The organism is Enterovirga sp. (assembly GCF_035325185.1).
In the GTDB taxonomy this organism is placed as follows: domain Bacteria; phylum Pseudomonadota; class Alphaproteobacteria; order Rhizobiales; family Beijerinckiaceae; genus Enterovirga.
The window spans coordinates 1-17,282 of the sequence record NZ_DAOLAJ010000076.1 but is presented as its reverse complement, the minus strand read 5'-3'; the positions used below and the strand labels follow the sequence as shown (position 1 = coordinate 17,282).

The window sequence follows — 17,282 nt, the reverse complement described above, 5'->3', positions numbered from 1 at the left end:
TCGATCCGGTCGAAGATGCCGCCGCGCACATAGCCGGAGCCCTTGAAGGAATAGGCCCCCTCCCCCGCGACCACGATCGCCTGCTGGCCGGGCTTCAGCCTCTCCCGCAGCCGCCGGTAGCCCTCGTCCCCGAGCAGGCTGCGGCCGATGGTCGGCACGCTCACGGGGGCGACGTAGAGATCGATGAAGGACGCGTCCGGATCCTCCGATTCCGGCTGCGCCGCGGCCTCCTTGTGCCCGGCCTCGGCGAAGGCCCGGCTGACCTCGCCGACGCTCAGCCGCAGGCTGCGCACCGAGCCGTCCCCGACCAGCGAGGCCCAGTCGCGCCGCTCCGACGAGTCCATGTCGACGGTGCGAAGCGCGGCGGCCGGCGCGGCCCCCGCCGCGGCGACGCCCCCGAGCCGCCCGCTGCGGATCAGGCGGACGGCCGAGCGCACCACGCTGTCGCCCATCACCAGCACGGTGACGGTCGCGCCGCTGACGATGTCCACCTGCGGGGGCTGCTCGGCTCCGGCCGCGACCCGGCCGAGATCCTTTCCGATCAGCGTGTTCAGCGCGGCGACGACCTTGGCCTCGGGAATGCCGACGAGAACGATCGGCTCCTTGTGCTCGACGAGCTTGAAGCCGCGGACGACGCCTTTCGGATCGATGCCGACGAGGATGCGGATCGGCTTTCCGGAATAGCCGACGGCATTGGTGTAGTCGGTATTGAGATAGGCGTATCCGATCGTCCGCCCGCCCGCGAGCACCGGCGCGAGGGCGGGATTGCCGGCGATCTCGCCGAAAGCCTCGCCTCCCGGAATCAGATCCGCGGGCGCTACGCGCGGGAGGAACGCGGCCAAGCCCTCGGCGGCATATCCCTGGACGGCCGAGAGGGCGAGGAGCGTCAGGGCGAACACGGCGCGCGGGAGGGTTCGCCGCAGCAGGGCGATGACGCGCAGCAGGATCCTCCCGGCCATCCCGTCCGAACCGCGCGCGCGCATCTTCGCCTTCCCCCGCCCTCCCGAGAGCGAACCGCCTTCAGGTCTGGGCGGTTTTCCGCGGGCCTTCTTTGCTCGATCGCAAACACGTCTTCCGGGAGCGCTTCTAAATTCGCGGCGTTTCGGCCCAGGGAAACGATCCGATGCCCCACCTGACATCCGATCCCTCGATATCGATCCCATCGCGGAGCGAGCTTTTCTCCATCGCCATGGCGATGGAGGCGGACTCGGCCGCGCGGTATCTCGAGATCGCCGATCGGATGCGCGAGGCCGGCAAGGAGGACCTGGCCCAGGTCTTCGAGACGCTGGCTCGGACCAAGCTCGCTCACAGGGACGAGATCGCCGCCCGGGCGCGGGAAGCCGGCGGCGCATTCCCCGAGATGCTTTCCGGGACCGCGCCGGGCGGCGTGTTCAGCGACGAGGGCCTCGCCCATGCCGCGGCCGAGCTGGTGGATGCCTATCGCGCCTATGCGGTGGCCGTCCGCAACGAGGAGCGCGCCTTCGCCTTCTGGTCCTACATGGCCGCCCGGGGCATATCCCCGGAAATCCGGCGGGCCGCGGAACAGATGGCGCGCGCGAAGCTCGGCCAGGCGAAAGCCTTCCGGCGCGAGAGGCGCAAAGCCTTCCTCGCCGCCGGAGGAGCGGGACGTGCCCGAGGGGAGCCCCAGGACCTGTCCATGCTGGAGAACGAGGTTTCCAGGAGGCTCGAGGCGCTCGCGGCGCTCCCCGGGAGCCGGACGGAATACCGCGACCTCGCAGCCGAGGCGCAGATGCTGTCCCGCGACCTCGCATCGGCCTCGCTCGGGGTTCCTCTCCCGCCCGGAGCGCCGTCGCCGGAGAATCTGGAAGCCTTGTGCGAATGGCTCGCCGACCGCTATGTCGAGGCTGGCGACCGTTCCCGCTCGCAGGAGACCCAGACCCGGGCACAGTCTTTCGCCGCCGCGGCGATCAAACGCCTCGCGCGCCTGCGGAAGCTCGCATGACTCGCCGCCCCCTCTCGTATGATGGTCCCCGAAGAAGGCAGAGGACGTCGCGCCTTTTGCGTGCCGAGCAACGCGGCCTTTATCGACCAAGGACAGCTATCGCAGCGGCGGCGGCGGCAGAGGACGTGGACCATTCCCGGACGCCGACTGTCCGATCAAGTTCAAGCTACCGCACGACAATGAAGCTGAAGGCGCCGGCTTTCCTGGTGGCTACCGGGCGGCCTGCGTCGCATCGGCCACCCTCGTCTTCGGCTCGCCCGCCCAGCAGAGGCCGAGAGCGCATCCCGTCACCTGGATCTTCTGGGTCGCAGCGAAGGGCTGGTCGTCCGGCAGCGTGATGCGCACGAGGCGGGAGCGGTCGCGCGGGCGGAACATGTTCTGGAACTCGGCGGGAAGGGCATCGGCCACGGCGAGGACGCCGTCGACGCGGCCATGCGCGCTCAGCCCCCCTCCCGAGACGTTCACGGTCATGCCTTCGTGCAGCCTGAAGAGGTACTGGTCCGGCAGATAGGCGAGGAGATAGGCTTTGCCGCCGTTGACCTGCATGAGCTGGTCGCCCGGACCCACCATCTGGCCGACGAGGGGGACCTTGGCGCCGATGACGCCGGGACCGGGCGCGCGGACGTAGCCGTTGTCGTAGATGCGCGTGAGCTGGCTCACCGCCGCCTGGGAGGTGCGGCGGGCCTCCGTCACGACGGCAAGCTCGGCCGTCGCAGTCTGCTTCTGGAGGCGAAGATCGGCCAGCTTGTCGGCGGCGTCGAAATTGCCCCGCAAAGCCGCGCTCTTGGTCGGGGAGGAGATGAGGCCGCGGCTGTCCACGGCGTCGAATTGCTCCACCATGCGCCGGTTCTCGCGCTCCGACCTCTCGGCGAGGGGCAGGAGATTGTCGATCGAGGCGATGCGTCCTTCGATCTGCTTGACCCGGATGGCGAGCTCGCCGTCGCGATAGGAAAGGTCGGCCAATTGCTTGACCGTGTCGAACGATTCGAGCCGCATCAGCGGAGCGCCCGCCTCGACGCGCTGTCCCTCCTGCACGAAGACCTCGGTGACCTTCGCGCGATAGGCCGCGTCCACGGCCAGGCGCTCGCGCAGGACCGTCCCGTCGAGCGAGAGCACGACCATGTTGCCGGCGAGATAGTAGACGAGCGAGCCCGCGAGGCAGGAGACGAGTCCCAGATAGACGAGCCTCCCCCAGCGGACCGAGCCGGCGCGCTGCTGCGCCCCGAGATTGTCGATGCGTGGATGTTTGCGCAGGTATTTCATGGCACTACCACGGTCGCTCCAGGCGGACCTTGATCGGGGTGTAGTTGTCGCGATGCGAGCCGGAGAAGCAAAGCTCCTCGACATAGGCCCAGAGCCGCACGGGCCGCATCACATAGGTCATGAACAGCGAATAGCCCGGGAGATAGGGCAGGTTGCGCCAGAAGACCGGACGCCTCGTCGTCCAGGCGGAGATCGCGAGCAGGACGACATCGATCCCGAGGAGCCCGATCTGCATCGCAATCAGGATCGCCGGGGTGAAGGACCCGAAGCTCACGGCGAGCCAGATCAGATAGACCGGAAAAACGACCGCGCCGACGACGCTGAACAGGAGGAAATCCCATTGGTGGAACGCCTCGGCGAAGCGGAAATCCGGGCGGAACGGGCTCATCAGGCCGGCATGCTTGCGGTAGCGGATCCAGATCGCGTCGCGCTCCCAGCGCAGCCGCTGGCGGATATATTGGAAAGCCGTCGTCGGAACGTCCGTGTAGCAGAGCGATTCCGGCGCGAAGGCGCATGTCCAGCCCGCCTTGCGCAGACGCAGCGTGACATCCAGATCCTCGCCCCCGCCGACATCGAAGCCGTTGACGGAGCGTAGCGCCTCGCGCCGAAACGCTCCGAACGCACCCGACGCGCACACGACCTGATCGGCCGCATTGGCGATGCGCTTGCCGACGGAAATCGACTGCAGGTACTCGATCTCCTGGAACTGCGCGATCAGGCTCACGGGAGCGTTGCGCGGCGCAATGTCGCCGCAGGTGACGCCGACGCGCGGATCGATGAAGGGCTGCACCAGAAATTCGATCGCATAGCGATCGAACGAGCAGTCGCAATCGACGTTGATGACGATGTCGCCCTTCGCGGCGTGCCACGCGAGATTGATTCCGCTCGATTTGCCCCCCCGCAAATCCGTCGTCAGCACTTGGTCGATCCAACCCTCGCGGACCAGCCGGGCAGCGACCTTGGCCATGCCGTCGGTGGAGCCGTCGCTCACCACGACGATCTCGAAGATCGGGACGGATTGTTCCCGCAGCGACCGGACGCAGGCTTCGAGCGCGCCTTCCTCGTTATGGCCGATCAGGATGATCGACACCCTGAGGCCGCGGATGCTCTCCGAGGTGTCGGGCACGGGCTCGACGCTTGCCGTGCGGTGCGTGACCGCCACCGCCAGGAACGGCAGGAGATAGCGCGGCGCCTCGAAGATGACCGTGTACCAGAAGACCGCCAGCAAGCTGGCGGCCGACTGGTTCAGCAGGAACGCGAAGCCGAGTTCAACGTCGTTCACGACCAACTCGCGCAGATTGCGTCGCCAAGTTCACCTTCGGATTGATCGACGTCGCCAGAACGGTGGTGCTGTGGGCGAGCACCTGGTCGAGGAGACGCGCAAACTCCTCGTCATAGTCGTAGATGACGAAATAGTCGCTCGACTGACCGGCGCGATACTCGCCTCGTTCAGCGAGAAAGTTGGTCATGTTCTCGATGAACAGCCGCCGCAGCCTGTCGAAAGTCGTCTCTCCATACCGGCTGACGACGTCCTGCTTGCCGAAATAGGTGATCTCCGCGATCGCGATGGGATGCGTCTCCGCTTCGGCCGCCCTTCGGCCGCGCGGCAGGTCCGACGCGGCCGCCGGACGTGTCATTTCGGCGACCGCCGCATCGGTCAGTTCGTAGCCATGGACGTCCACCAGCTTCGCCTCGTCGCCGCCGCAGGTCGCGGAGCAATCCATGCAGACGAACCCGACCTCCGGTTCCGAGGTCGTCTTGCCGCACGATCCGCACAACATGACGCGGCCGGGCTTGTCGTAGTCCTTGCCGTAATTGCGCAGTTGCTGACGGCATTTCGGGCAAATCAACGCCGAGCCGTTGCGGAACACCGATTCCGGCAGCAACGAGGCGCAGTGATAGTGGTGGATCAGTTCCTCCTGGGTCAGATCGGAGGAAGTGCAGGACGGGCACACCTCCCGGACCGACAAGCGACGAGATGCGCATTTGCGGCATTCGTGCAGCCGATCGAAGAAAATCTTCTTCATATAGCCTCGGCGCACGAGCTTCTCGGCGGCCGGCACCGTCTCCTCGGCGGACCAGAAGCCCGGATAGCAGACCGTATCGCTGACCTGCGGATACCGCATCGCCTTCAAGGGCCGCCCGCAGACATATGCGTGGGCCATGAGCTGAATTTCCGGCTCGACCGAATGCGTGAAAGGCTCCTGGAGCTCGCTGCGGCGCCGACGGAATGCCAGGATGCATTTTGCCGTTTCAGCCCATGTTTCCGGCTTGTCGATATCAAAATGGACATCGGCGAAGGGGCCGGCCCGTCCGCTCAAATCGATGATCGGCCTCTGCAGCCGGCCAGCGAGGTCGCGAAGGTTGTGCTTGGAAGCCTGGCGCCGCTCGTCGGCGAAAAGAATGACCTCTGCCTCCCCGTCCCCGGCCGAATCGAAGACCTGATCCAGTTGGGCCGCGTACGGGTAGATCCGGCGGGGAAACCAAACGGCTGCGGGACGCTCGGCCAAACCCAGCTCCGCCCATTGTCGGAGGCAATCGTCCGGGACCTGTGAACTCCAAGCTCTCTGAACGGTAAGCTGGAGTTCCCGGATGGAACCGGACGCTTCTGCCATCATTCGGCCCAATCACTCGGTCCGCGCTGAAATCCTCGGGGCAAAAGGCCGACCGAGGGGGCGCGGAGGACTCCGTCAAACTGACTGAAGATGGTTTAGCCTCCTTTAAATTCCGCGCCCCCCACCGCCTGTGTGGGCAGGTCGCCCACGTTCCCCGGAGGCGGCCGGGGGACCAATGGCAGCATGACCGCCGCCGCTCGCGGCCTCCACCTTTTGGGCAGGCCAGGCACGTTCTCGTGGACTTCGAGATCCCGCGCCGCCTGCGCGACACTCCCCCCTCGATCCTTGATCAGCCGAACCGCCTCGATCTTGAACTTACGTCCAAATCGCCTTCGCTGCATACGCCACCTCCGGCTTCGCCTCGTAGAGAGCCGTCCGGGCGAGTTCGTCGCCACATCGGCTGATCCCACCAGGTTCGAGGGGTTGTCGCCGCATTGCTGCACAGGATGCAGCTATCATCTGCATTCGGCTGGGATTGCGAACGATCTCGCCTGCGCCGATGTCCTCCCGCGAAGGAGATGCAAATGGCCACAACTATTCGTCTCGAGCGAACCGGCGGTCCTGACGTTCTCGTTGCCGCCACGGTGCATGACGCCGAGCCAGGGCCTGGTGAGGCATGGGTCCAACACGAGGCGATCGGGGTGAATTTCCTCGACGTCACCCAGCGCACCGGTGCCGTTCCCATCCCGCTTCCAAGTGGGCTTGGCCTTGAAGCCGCCGGCAAGGTCGTCGCAGTCGGGCCGGGCGTGACTAATGTGGTCCCGGGAGATCGGGTTGCCTACGTCCTCGGCCCGCGCGGGAGCTATGCCAGCGCCCGCGCCTATCCGGCGGACCGTCTGATCCGGGTACCGGATGCAGTCAGTCTCGACGATGCCGCAACCGTGCTCTTCAAGGGGACGACCGCCCACTACCTGCTGCACAGCACGTATCCGGTTGGTCGAGGCACTGTCGTCCTCCTGTATGGAGCTGCCGGCGCCCTCGGTCAGCTCATGGTCCCTTGGGCCAAGCACCTCGGAGCATTCGTGATCGGCGTCGTCTCGAAGGCGGCAAGCGTCACGCTGGCGGAAGCGGCCGGGTGCGATGCCGTGATCGTCTGGGGTTCCGGCGATCTCGCGGCGCAGGTCGCCACGATGTCAGAGGGCCGCAAGGCGGACGTCGTCTTCGACGGGATCGGCAAGGCGACGTTCATGGCCTCGCTGGACAGCCTGAGACCTCGGGGAACGATGGTGTCGATCGGCGCGTCGTCAGGCGCTCCCGATCCGATCGCGGTTGGCACGCTCAATGCCAAGGGCTCCCTCTATCTGACCCGGCCCGGCCTTGCCGCCCACGCGACGGAGCTCGGCGAGTATCACCAGCGGGCCGCGGCCGTCTTCGGCGCCGTCACCGCCGGTGTCCTGAAGCCGAAAGCCTGGAACACCTTCGCGCTCGCGGATGCCTCTCAGGCCCATGCTGCCCTGGAAGGTGGAAAATCCGCCGGGGCGATCCTCCTCAAACCCTGATGGGCACGTTCATCGAGGTCGTCCTCCAGGCCGGGCGCAGCGCCGTCGAACTGGCGTTGTTTACGCTGCTCCCGATCATGGTGGTGATGATGATCCTTCTTCGGTTCTTGGAGGCCAATGGCATCCTCGGACGGATCGTAGCCGTTCTGACGCCCCTGGCCAGGCCGTTCGGCCTTACCGGCATGGCGGTCCTGGCGATGCTTCAGATCACATTCGTGAGCTTTGTCGCACCGCTACCGACCCTGGCGCTCATGGAGAGGGAGGGCACCTCCGAGCGGCATCTCGCGGCCGCCCTCGCGGCCGTGCTGGCCATGGCGCCCGCAAACGCCACCTTCCCGCTGGCCGCCTTCGGCCTGCAAGCCGGCCCTGTGCTGGTGATTTCGGCACTGGGGGGCATCCTGGCCGCCACAACCACCTTCTGGTTCTTCGGCCGGCGGCTTTCGCGCGAAACCCGTCCAATCCCGGTGGCCCCGCGTCAGGACAAGGCAAAGCCGTCGCTGCTGAAGACGATCAATACGGGGGGTGGCGAAGCCGTTCAGATCGTCCTCAACATCATCCCGATGCTGCTGCTGTCTCTCGCGGTGGTGATTGGTCTGGAGAGAGCCGGTGCGGTCGCCTGGCTTGCGCTCGCCATCGGTCCCATGCTTTCGGCGATCGGGATCGATGCTTCGGTCATTCTGCCGGCGCTGACGAAGTTCCTCGCCGGAAGCACCGCCTATCTCGGCGTGGTGACCGAGATGGTGAAGCAGGGTCGTTTCAGCGTCGGTCTTCTGAACGAGAGCGCCGGCTTCCTCCTGCACCCCCTGGACCTACCCGGCGTGGCGATCCTCATCTCCGCAGGTCCTCGCGTGGCCTACGGCCTTCTCCCGGCCATTGCCGGAGGCGCGCTCGGAATTGCTTTCCGGGCCTTGGCGACCAACCTGATGTGAGCGTTCAGGCGTCGGCCGCCTGGCTCCAAGGCGACCCGTCGCGAAACAGGGTCTCGATCCAATCCATCAGCGCGCGCGTCCGGGCCGGGGTGAACCGCCCTGAAGGCCGCACGAGGTAGACACCTCCGTCGCCATCGAAACTCCACTCCGGCAGGACGGGGACGAGGCGGCCTTCGGCGAAATCGTCGATCATCAGCCATTCTCCCGCGCCGAGAATGCCGATTCCAGCACGTGCCGCCTCCAGCAGAGCCGCGCTGTCGTTCGACTTGAGCGATCCTCGGGCGACGACGGATTCGGAGCGCGTGCCGTCCGAAAGGCGCCAGGTCGGATAGGTCGCCAGCGTCGTGAACTCGAGGCAGTTGTGTTCGGCGAGATCCCTGGGGGTCGCGGGCATCCCGCAGCGTTTCAGATAGTCCGGCGACGCAGCCAGGATGCGGCGGAGGCGACCCAGCCGCTTGGCAACCAGCCGGCTGTCCCCCAGAATTCCGACTCGGATCGCGATGTCGAAACCTTCCGCGACGATGTCGACATAACTCTCGCTGTAGATCGCCTCGATCTCGAGCGCCGGATATCTCTGCATGAACTCGGGCAGGTGCGGCGCGATCCACCGACGGCCCAATGACGCGGGAAGGGCAAGCCGGAGCTTGCCCTGCAGCCGACCGGCGCTGGCCGAAGCGTCCTGTTCCGCCTCGCGGATCATGTGCGCGGCGGATTCGAGTTCTTCCGCCAAACGCGCTCCGGCATCAGTGAGGCGCACTTGGCGAGTCGTTCGCTCGACCAACCGAATGCCGAGTCGCCGCTCCAGTGCGGCAATACGCTTCGATACGATCGTCGGGTGACGCTGGAGGACACGTCCCGCACCTACGAACGAGTGCTCGCGCGCGATTGCAGACAGTGCCGCCAACTCATCGAGCTGCTGACTGCTGAAAACTTGCACGAATCCTGTCCCTTAAACGCAATGTCATTGCCCCGTCGGCAATCGTATCCGTCGCAGCTGAGTAGGTGGTAGTGACGATTTAAGGAATTTGGGCTCCCTTTGGCAGGCAAATCAGATTCAGCGCCGATTTTTGAGGTCGGCGATGGACTGCGACGCGCTGCTGTGGATGGCGCGTTCAGGAGGGCGCTGGCGCGATCTGCCCGAGCGGTTCGGCATTATGAGGCTGTGAAGCGACGCTCTTATCGCTGGGTCGAGCGGGGCGTTCTCGACGATATGTTGAGCGTGCTGGCGCGGGAAGCCGACCTCGAATGGCTGATGGTCGATTCCACGATCGTGGGTGCCCATCAGCATGCCGCGGGCGCGCGCAAGGTCAAAGGGGGCGAATGCCGAGGACCAGGGCCACTCTCCGGGAGGCTTGAGCACCCAGATCCACGCGGCCACAGAAGCGTTGGGCCTTCCAGTTCTCCTGCCGGCCTCGCCCGGCCAGCGCCACGACATCGTCTTCGCGCATGATCTCGTCGAAGGGATCGAAGCTGAGGCCGTCATCGCCGACATCCGCACAGCCTATTATTCGACCACATCGATAAGCTCATGCCGATTTTGATGGATAATCGGTTGATGGCGGAGCTGCTAGGTTGCTCTGCAACAACCTTGCAGGAACGGCCAAGGCGGTCGCCGCCACATCGATGCGCGAACCGCATCGACCGCCGCCTGGGACATCGTCCTCTCCCTGGGGAAATCACACCATGACTCGGTCCAAACGTTTTGAGGACAAGACCGCCTTCATCACCGGCGCCGCCAACGGCATCGGCCGCGCAACCGCTATCGCCTTTGCGGCGGAAGGGGCACGGGTCGCGATCACCGACCGCGACGAGGCGGCGCTGAAGGAGACCGCGGAGCGCGTAAACGCGACGGGCGCCGAGGTGCTGGCGATCATCCGCGTGCGCGACTATCCGATCACGCTCGACAAGCTGCTCGACCAACTTCCTGGGCAGCCCTGACGCCTGCTTCGGCCGCGAGGGAGAACTGCGGTGGCCAGCGGATGGCGACAGCGTCTCGGTGAATCGGTGCGAGCATGATCGTCAACCCGCTCGCGCGCTTCGCATCATCGGAGCGCCGACGGCGATGGCGCCGGCGACGACCAGGGCGCTGACCAGGAAGACGCTCCCGATCCCAGCAGCACCCGCAGCGAGGCCGAGCACGGGACCCGAGACGCCGAGGGCGAGATCGAGACAGGCGGTATAGGCCCCCATGGCGACTCCGCGGCTCTCCGCGGGAGCGCTGCGGACCGCCTCTACGCCGAACCCCGGAAAGACCAGCGAATAGCCGAGCCCGGTCAGGGCCGCGCCAAACGCGGCCAGCATTCCGGAAGGCGCCACGGCGATCAGGATCAGGCCGGCCGTTTCGACGAGCAGCGAGACGACAGCGACACGGGCGCCCCCGAACCGGTCCGGCCCATGGCCGAAGAGGATGCGGGCCGCGATCAGGCCGACGGCATAGCTCGTGAACGGCAGCCAGATGGGGGTCCAACCCCGCTCCACGAAGAGCAGCGAGGAGAAGGCGCTCAGCGCACCGAAGCCGACGCTACCGAGCGCGGCGCCAAGGCCCGGCTTCCAGATTCTGGAGATCACCCCGATGATGCTCGGGCTCTCGCGATGGCTCGGCACGGCACCATGCAGGAACATGACGAGGAGCAGGGTCAGGAGAGGCGCGATCGCTGTGGCGGCCGCGATGGCGCGGAAGCCACCCCTCTCGTAGAGCCACGTACCGACCGGCGCACCGCCGGCAAAAGCCGCGAACATCGCCGTGCCCATCCAGGCGATGACTTTGCCGGCATTCCGGCCGCCGACCCGCGCGAGCCCCCAGATCGTCGCGCCCGTGATGATGAAGCTCTCGGCCGCTCCGAGGACGGCGCGCCCGGCCAGCAGAACGGAAATGGCAGCGATGGGCGACGTCACCGGCAGGGACAATCCGTAGAGCATGCCGGCAACGGCCGCGCCGACGAGGCCGATCATGACGGCGCGCTTGGCGCCCCAGCGATCCGCGACGCTTCCGGCCCAGAGGCGCGCGAGAAGAGCCGAGCAGAACTGCGACCCCGCCACGATGCCGACCATGACCGGCCCGAAGCCGAGTCCGTCATGCACGTGCAGCGGCAGGACGGGCATCGCCGCGCCGATCAGGCAGAACCCGACCAGCACGACGGCCATCAGCGGCAGGAGCGCGGCGATGACGGAGGACGAGCCCGCCGAAGCGCCCTCGGTCGGCGCGACTAGCGGCGTTAACGGCGCGCGCGCTTCCGATCCGACGCCCGCGTCACTTCGCGCGCGCATCGAAGACGGTCTTCGCGACCGGGATCGTGGAGAAGGCGTTGGGCCAGCCCGCATAGAAGGCGACATGCGAGATGACCTCCGACGCCTGCTCTCGGGTGAGGCCGTTATCCATGGCGCGGCCGAGATGGTAGCCGACCTGACCGGTCTGACCCGAGGCGATCAGGGCGCTCACCGTGACGAGGCTGCGGTCGCGCGGCGCGAGGCCGGGCCGAAGCCACAGGTCGCGGAACAGCAAGTCGGTCGTGTCCCTGACGAGGCTCGGCGAGACCGGGCCGGCGCTTTCCTGCACTCGCGCGGCGCGGTCGGCCTCCTGGGCTTCGTTCAGCGGCAGCTTCGGTACATCAGCGGGTGGAAGCTGATCCGGCCCGATGCCGCGCCGCGCGAAGACATCCTTCGTTGGGCCGATGGCCGCGAAGGCGTTCCCCCAGCCGGAATAAAAGGCGAGATGCGTGATGGTCTCGGAAATCTCGCCCGGCTTGACGCCGTTCTCGAGGGCCTGGTCGATATAGTAGGTCAGGGCCGGCGCCTGATTGCGGGCGATCAGCACCGCGACCGCCACGAGGCTTCGGTCGCGTCTGGACAGTCCCGGCCGGTTCCAGACATCGCCGTAGAGGTTCTTCCGGGTATAGGCTTCGAGAGCGGGCGCCACCGCCCGAACGTCCTCGGGCGACAGGCGGCGGCCGCCGACATTCGGCTGCTGGGCCTCGGCCGCCGCCGCGCCCAGGACCAGGGATGCGAGGGTCAGGATCAGATTCTTCACGGGATGCCTCCTGTCGCGGCGCACGGGCTCACTTCGCGAATTGCGCGTCGTCGACCTTCTCCATCCAGTCGACATTCTTACCGTCCACGAGTTCGGTGATGGCGAGATGGCTCATCCCGGTCTTGTCGGTCGCGCCGTGCCAATGCTTCACGCCCGGCGCGATCCAGACGACGTCGCCCGTCTTGATCTCGCGCTTCGGCTGGCCCCATTCCTGGACCCAGCCGGTTCCGAAGGTGACGATCAGGATCTGGCCGGCGGGATGCGTGTGCCAGGCGGCGCGCGAGCCCGGCTCGAAAGTGACGTGGCCGGCCGTCACCCGGCTCTGCTCGGCCCCGCCGAATTGCGGATCAACGCGCACGGGCCCGGTGAAGTAGCTCTCCGGCCCTTTCGCGGAAGGGCGCGAGCCGTTCGGCCATACCTGGACGCCCTCCGCCAGCGCATCGCTTGCGACAAGGGGGACGGAGACGAGGGCGGCGGCGAATTGCTTCATGACATGCTCCTGTTGTGACGCCGTGGGCTCAGGGCTTCGGTGCGGCGGACACCGGCGGCCGTTCGATCCGCACGTCGAGAGGTCCGGTTTGCTTGAGCGCGGTGAAGTCGCCCTGGATGCGTCCGAGGTGGATGAGCCCGGGTGAATGTCGGAAATCGCGATGGAAGATCGCGAGATTCCCCCAGGGGGCGTAATAGGCGACGTCCCCGGCCGAAGGCGCAAAGCCCTCGGGGGCGCCGTCCGTCGAAAGCCGTTTGGGAAGATCGGCGATCTTCTCCGTCGAGGCATAGTCTTTGAGGGTGAGGCTCATCGGCAGAAGCGAGAGGAAGTCGCGGGCCGATGGATTGTCGGCGAGCGTCGCCGTGAAGCTGCGGCCGCCCTCCATCTTGAAAACGATCGTCGGCGCGCCGGCTTGCGGATCGGCGTCGCCGGCACATCCCGCCTCGACGAGGCCAAGGTAGGCCGATGCGCCAATCATGGCAGGCATCACGCGCCGGGTGGCACCTTTCGCAATCCCCACGCTCGAATCCTTCGCTGCATGATCGGCGGCTGGCTTTCAGCCTCCGTTCCCTCCAAGGTAGCGAAGCGACGGCCCGAGGATTATGGCCCGAACTGCGCATGAACCTGTGAGGAGTGCTCAGGAATGGCGTAGCGCTGGCCGGAAGACGGGCTACAGCCCGAGGGGTTTCATCTCGCGGATATGCTCGATGAGCAGCTTCAGGCCGACCGGGACGTGGCGGCGCCCCGAATAATAGGCATGATAGCCGGGGCCCATCGGCAGCCAGTCCTCCAGCACGATCCGGAGCGATCCCGCGGCCACGAGATCGGCGACCGCCGGCTCGGGCGCATAGACGAGACCGCCGCCGAGCGACACGACCTTCAGGGCGAAATGCGACTCGTCGATCGTGATCGGCCCGGGAACGGCGACGGCGATCTCCTCGCCGTCGCGCTCGAAATCCCAGCGGTAGAGATGGCCCGATCCGAGCCGGATGCGCAGGCAGCGATGGTACTGGAGATCGTCCGGATGCTCAGGCGTGCCGAAGCGGTCGAGGTAAGCGGGCGCGCCGACGACCACCCAGCGGATATCGGCGGAGAGCCGCTGCGCGACCATGTCTTCCGGCACGGTCCCGCCGAAGCGGATGCCGGCATCGAACCCGCCTTCCACCACGTCGATCAGATGGTTGCTGACCGCGACCTCGAGTTCGACATCCGGGTAGCGTTCGACGAAGCTCGGCAGGACGGGCGCGAGGAGGTGACTCGCCGCATCGTGCGGCACGTTGAGCCGGACGCGGCCGGACGGCCCTTCGCGAAACCGGTTCAGGTCGTCGACCGCCTGACCGATCGCCGCCATGGGCTCGCTGAGTGCCGCGAAGAGCTGCTCGCCGGCCGCCGTCAGCGTCACGCTGCGCGTCGTCCGGTTGACGAGGCGGATGCCGAGCCGCGCTTCGAGGCCCTTCAAGGCGTGGCTCAGCGCTGAAGCGCTGACGCCGATCTCCAGCCCCGCCCGGCTGATGCTGCGATGGCGCGCGATGGCCAGGAAGGAGGCGAAATCGGCGAGATCGGAGCGATTGATCGTCATGCGAGGCTCCCCCTCCCGGCCGAGCCTATATAGGGGCGGCACGTTCCGCGGCGCCGGCATTCCTAAGCCGGGCTCACAACTCTACGCGGCGGCGGCACGCTTACCGAAATCCGGCTCGGATGCCCATTCATGAGCAATGCTCACGAGTACATGCGACACGGGCCCGGTACTCCCGTCACCGGACGGGATCTACCTTTTCCGAACAGCCGCGTGCAGGTCGCGCATCCGGCGCCGTCGCTCACCGGGACAAAGTTCGGCTTTGGAGTTCGTGCCATGTTGATTTCGTTCGAGAACAAGGTCGCCCTGGTGACGGGCGCCGCCATGGGAATGGGCCTCGCGACGGCACGGATGTTCGCCGAGGCGGGCGCGAAGGTCGTCCTGTCCGACCACAATGAGGAGGCTCTCGTGGCCGCCACCGATCAACTGAAAGCGGCAGGTCATATGGTGCTGGGCGTGCGCTGCGATGTGTCCAACGAAGCCGAGGTCGACGCGATGGTTCGGGAGACGGTCGAGACCTTCGGCCGTCTCGACGCGGCCTTCAACAATGCCGGCATCCAGATCCCGCCCAACGACGTCGTCGACGTTCCCCGCGAGGATTACCGGCGGGTGATGGCGGTGAACCTCGATGGGGTGTGGAACTGCATGCAGGCGGAACTGCGCCAGATGCGGAAGCAGGGAAGCGGCGCCATCGTGAACTGCTCGTCGATCGGCGGTCTGGTCGGCAATCCGTTCCTCACCGCCTATCACGGTACGAAATACGGCGTGATCGGCCTGACCCAGAGCGCGGCTCTCGAGAACGCGGCGCGCGGCATCCGGGTCAACGCGGTCTGTCCCGGCACGATCGACACGCCGATGGTGGCGAAGATGGTGGCCGAACGGCCCGAGGCCATGGCGGAGATCATGAAGAAGCAGCCCATCGCCCGTCTCGGGCGGCCGGAGGAGATCGCATCCGCCGTGCTCTGGCTGTGCAGCGATGCATCGAGCTTCGTGCTTGGCGTCGCCCTGCCGGTCGACGGCGGCTACACCGCCAATTGACGGCCTGCCCTATGCGACACCGCGCGCCGACCCGACGATCCGCCTTGGGACTGGCGGGGCTGGCTGCCCTTGCCGGCGTCGTCCCCGACGGTGCCCGGGCCGAGGCGCCGCGACCCCTGGCCTATGACGACCTGATCCGCGGGCCGGTCCCGATCCCTCCAGCGGAGCGTGGCCTGCAGAGCGTAATGGCGGAGCCGTGGTTCAAGGTCTCCGACGATGGCTTGCCCCTCGAGGGGCCGGCTTTCGACCGGGCCGGCAAACTGCTCTTCGCCGATGCGGGCAGCGGGCGCGTGTTCCGACTCACGCCGGACAAGCGCCTCACCACGATCGTGCCCGCGAACACATTCGGGCTCGGCGGCCTCGCGCTCCACAAGGACGGGCGCATCTTCGCAGCGGGCACAGGCGGCTTCCGGCGCGGCTCGATCGTCGCCATCCAGCCGGACGGCTCAGACCTGCACACGATCGTGCCGCCCGAGGCCGGCTATGCGCCGAACGACCTCGTGTTCGACGCCCATGGCGGCTTCTACTTTACCGACTTCCGGGGCAGGTCGACCGAGCCGCAGGGTGGGGCCTATTACGTGTCGCCAGATCTGCGGACGATCACGCCCGTTTTGCCACATCTCGCGATGGCGAACGGCGTCGCGCTAAGCCCGGGCGGCAAGACGCTCTGGGTGACCGAATTCAGCCGGAACCTCCTGCACCGCGTCGAACTGGCGGACGCGACCACGCCGACGCCGTTCGGCACGGCGGTCGCTTATCACTTCACCGGTCCCGCGCCTGATTCGATGCGCGCGGATGCCGACGGCAATCTCTATGTCGCGCTGTACGGCCAGGGACGAGTGCTGGTGTTCAGCCGCCATGGAATCCCGATCGGTCAGGTGCTGCTGCCGGGGCGGGACGAAGGCCACAACCTGCGTTCCACCAGCATGGCCCTCCATCCAGGGACCGACGACCTCTTCATCGTGACGAATGACGGCGAGGGCGGTCAGGGCTCGACCATCTTCCACGCACGGGCCTTCGCGAAAGCCTTGCCGCTCTACTCCCATCAGTGAGGAGCGGCGCTCGTCAAGACGACGGAACGGACAGGACGATGATCGAGAGAAACCCGACCCTGACCTTGAACAACGGCGTCCGGATGCCGGCGCTGGGTCTCGGCGTGTATCGGAGCGCGCCCGAGCAGACTCTCGATGCCGTGCTATGCGCCCTGGACAATGGCTATAGTCTGATAGACACGGCCGCCGTCTACGGCAACGAACGGGAGGTCGGCCAGGCCATTGCCCGCAGTGGGGTTCCCCGGTCCGAGATCTTCGTCACCACCAAGCTCTGGATCGCCGATTTCGGTTACGAGGAGGCCCTGCGCGCCTTCGAGGTCAGCATGGACAAGTTCGGCCTCGATATCCTCGATCTCTACCTGCTACACTTTCCGGTGCCGGCAACATTCGAGGCGACCATCGCCGCCTACCGGGCGGCCGAGGGACTTCTGGTGAAAGGACGGGTACGGGCCATTGGCGTCTGCAATTTCATGCCGCAGCACCTGGACAGGCTCGCCGCCAGTGCCTCGGTCGTGCCGGCAGTGAACCAGGTCGAACTCCATCCCTTCTTCAACCAGCGCGCCCTTCGGGATCTCCATGCGTCGCGTGGCATCGCCACGCAGTCCTGGTCCCCGCTCGGCGGCGTCCTCGTCTACGATGCTGGCAGCCCCGGCGCGGCGGTTCACTTGCTCGATCATCCTCGTCGCGGGGGCGAAGATCGTCGGCGGCGCCAAGCTCGTCGAGTTCATGGGCGAGGGCGTGTCCTCGATCAGCTACTGAGCCTTTGACGATGGACCCGGTCGAAGCCCACGCCCATGCGCCCGATACCGGCTTCGACGGGGGCGATCTCG

The 17,282-nt window shown here is 66.7% G+C and carries 16 protein-coding genes and 3 pseudogenes; 8 read left to right on the top strand and 11 right to left on the bottom strand.

The window, feature by feature from the left end; all coding sequences use genetic code 11:
- The coding region (locus PKD06_RS14130) for an FMN-binding protein (protein ID WP_324381121.1) at nt 1-983 on the bottom strand (983 nt) is incomplete at its 3' end.
- A 140-nt stretch (nt 984-1,123) separates the two neighbouring features.
- Between PKD06_RS14130 and PKD06_RS14125 the strand changes: the two genes are divergently transcribed.
- Nucleotides 1,124-1,963 carry a ferritin family protein gene (locus PKD06_RS14125; protein ID WP_324381119.1) on the top strand — a complete coding sequence of 280 codons (840 nt, stop codon included), beginning with the start codon at nt 1,124-1,126 and terminating at the stop codon, nt 1,961-1,963.
- A gap of 210 nt (nt 1,964-2,173) precedes the next feature.
- Here the strand turns inward: PKD06_RS14125 and PKD06_RS14120 are convergent, their stop codons facing one another.
- The 4 genes and pseudogenes from PKD06_RS14120 to PKD06_RS14105 all read right to left on the bottom strand — a co-directional run.
- A complete protein-coding gene (locus PKD06_RS14120; protein ID WP_324381117.1) occupies nt 2,174-3,226 on the bottom strand; it encodes an HlyD family efflux transporter periplasmic adaptor subunit in 1,053 nt (350 codons plus the stop codon).
- A gap of 4 nt (nt 3,227-3,230) precedes the next feature.
- Nucleotides 3,231-4,508, bottom strand: a complete 1,278-nt coding sequence (locus tag PKD06_RS14115; protein WP_324381115.1) for a glycosyltransferase — start codon at nt 4,506-4,508, stop codon at nt 3,231-3,233.
- Nucleotides 4,495-5,736, bottom strand: a complete 1,242-nt coding sequence (locus PKD06_RS14110) for a hypothetical protein (protein WP_324381113.1) — start codon at nt 5,734-5,736, stop codon at nt 4,495-4,497. The genes PKD06_RS14115 and PKD06_RS14110 overlap by 14 nt, the downstream gene beginning before the upstream one ends.
- Before the next feature lie 332 nt (nt 5,737-6,068).
- Nucleotides 6,069-6,182, bottom strand: a pseudogene (locus tag PKD06_RS14105) (transposase); the annotation flags it as partial.
- A gap of 183 nt (nt 6,183-6,365) precedes the next feature.
- Here PKD06_RS14105 and PKD06_RS14100 point away from each other — a divergent pair.
- The gene (locus PKD06_RS14100) at nt 6,366-7,340 is read left to right on the top strand and encodes a quinone oxidoreductase (protein WP_324381111.1); all 975 of its coding nucleotides are present in this window, start codon (nt 6,366-6,368) and stop codon (nt 7,338-7,340) included.
- Nucleotides 7,340-8,269: a nucleoside recognition domain-containing protein gene (locus tag PKD06_RS14095; RefSeq protein ID WP_324381109.1), complete on the top strand. Its 930-nt coding sequence runs from the start codon at nt 7,340-7,342 to the stop codon at nt 8,267-8,269. Before PKD06_RS14100 ends, PKD06_RS14095 begins: the two co-directional genes overlap by 1 nt.
- A gap of 4 nt (nt 8,270-8,273) precedes the next feature.
- On the opposite strand, the gene PKD06_RS14090 is transcribed toward PKD06_RS14095, so the two are convergent.
- Complete coding sequence (locus PKD06_RS14090; RefSeq protein ID WP_324381107.1) at nt 8,274-9,206, bottom strand: LysR family transcriptional regulator; 933 nt, start codon at nt 9,204-9,206, stop codon at nt 8,274-8,276.
- 151 nt (nt 9,207-9,357) lie between these two features.
- On the opposite strand from PKD06_RS14090, the pseudogene PKD06_RS14085 reads away from it, so the two are divergent.
- Together PKD06_RS14085 and PKD06_RS14080 are read left to right on the top strand one after the other, a co-directional pair.
- Nucleotides 9,358-9,759, top strand: a pseudogene (locus PKD06_RS14085) (IS5 family transposase); the annotation flags it as partial.
- A gap of 193 nt (nt 9,760-9,952) precedes the next feature.
- Nucleotides 9,953-10,141: pseudogene (locus tag PKD06_RS14080) on the top strand (SDR family NAD(P)-dependent oxidoreductase); the annotation flags it as partial.
- Nucleotides 10,142-10,288: 147 nt separating this feature from the next.
- Here the strand turns inward: PKD06_RS14080 and PKD06_RS14075 are convergent.
- The 5 genes from PKD06_RS14075 to PKD06_RS14055 form a co-directional block, all read right to left on the bottom strand.
- Nucleotides 10,289-11,536: an arabinose transporter gene (locus tag PKD06_RS14075; RefSeq protein WP_324381105.1), complete on the bottom strand. Its 1,248-nt coding sequence runs from the start codon at nt 11,534-11,536 to the stop codon at nt 10,289-10,291.
- Complete coding sequence (locus PKD06_RS14070) at nt 11,520-12,296, bottom strand: carboxymuconolactone decarboxylase family protein (RefSeq protein ID WP_324381103.1); 777 nt, start codon at nt 12,294-12,296, stop codon at nt 11,520-11,522. Before PKD06_RS14070 ends, PKD06_RS14075 begins: the two co-directional genes overlap by 17 nt.
- A 28-nt stretch (nt 12,297-12,324) precedes the next feature.
- The gene (locus tag PKD06_RS14065) at nt 12,325-12,786 is read right to left on the bottom strand and encodes a cupin domain-containing protein (RefSeq protein ID WP_324381101.1); all 462 of its coding nucleotides are present in this window, start codon (nt 12,784-12,786) and stop codon (nt 12,325-12,327) included.
- 28 nt (nt 12,787-12,814) lie between these two features.
- On the bottom strand, nt 12,815-13,306 hold the full coding sequence (locus tag PKD06_RS14060; protein WP_324381099.1) for a cyclophilin-like fold protein: 492 nt from the start codon (nt 13,304-13,306) through the stop codon (nt 12,815-12,817).
- Nucleotides 13,307-13,456: 150 nt separating this feature from the next.
- The gene (locus tag PKD06_RS14055; protein WP_324381097.1) at nt 13,457-14,365 is read right to left on the bottom strand and encodes a LysR family transcriptional regulator; all 909 of its coding nucleotides are present in this window, start codon (nt 14,363-14,365) and stop codon (nt 13,457-13,459) included.
- A 273-nt stretch (nt 14,366-14,638) separates the two neighbouring features.
- Between PKD06_RS14055 and PKD06_RS14050 the strand changes: the two genes are divergently transcribed.
- The 3 genes from PKD06_RS14050 to PKD06_RS14040 are packed head-to-tail and all read left to right on the top strand — an operon-like array spanning nt 14,639 to nt 17,219.
- Nucleotides 14,639-15,400, top strand: coding sequence for a glucose 1-dehydrogenase (locus PKD06_RS14050; RefSeq protein ID WP_324381095.1), 762 nt, complete (start codon nt 14,639-14,641; stop codon nt 15,398-15,400).
- Between the two features lie 44 nt (nt 15,401-15,444).
- Nucleotides 15,445-16,452, top strand: a complete 1,008-nt coding sequence (locus PKD06_RS14045; RefSeq protein ID WP_324381093.1) for an SMP-30/gluconolactonase/LRE family protein — start codon at nt 15,445-15,447, stop codon at nt 16,450-16,452.
- Nucleotides 16,453-16,490: 38 nt separating this feature from the next.
- Complete coding sequence (locus tag PKD06_RS14040; RefSeq protein ID WP_324381091.1) at nt 16,491-17,219, top strand: aldo/keto reductase; 729 nt, start codon at nt 16,491-16,493, stop codon at nt 17,217-17,219.
- Nucleotides 17,220-17,282 lie beyond the last annotated feature (63 nt).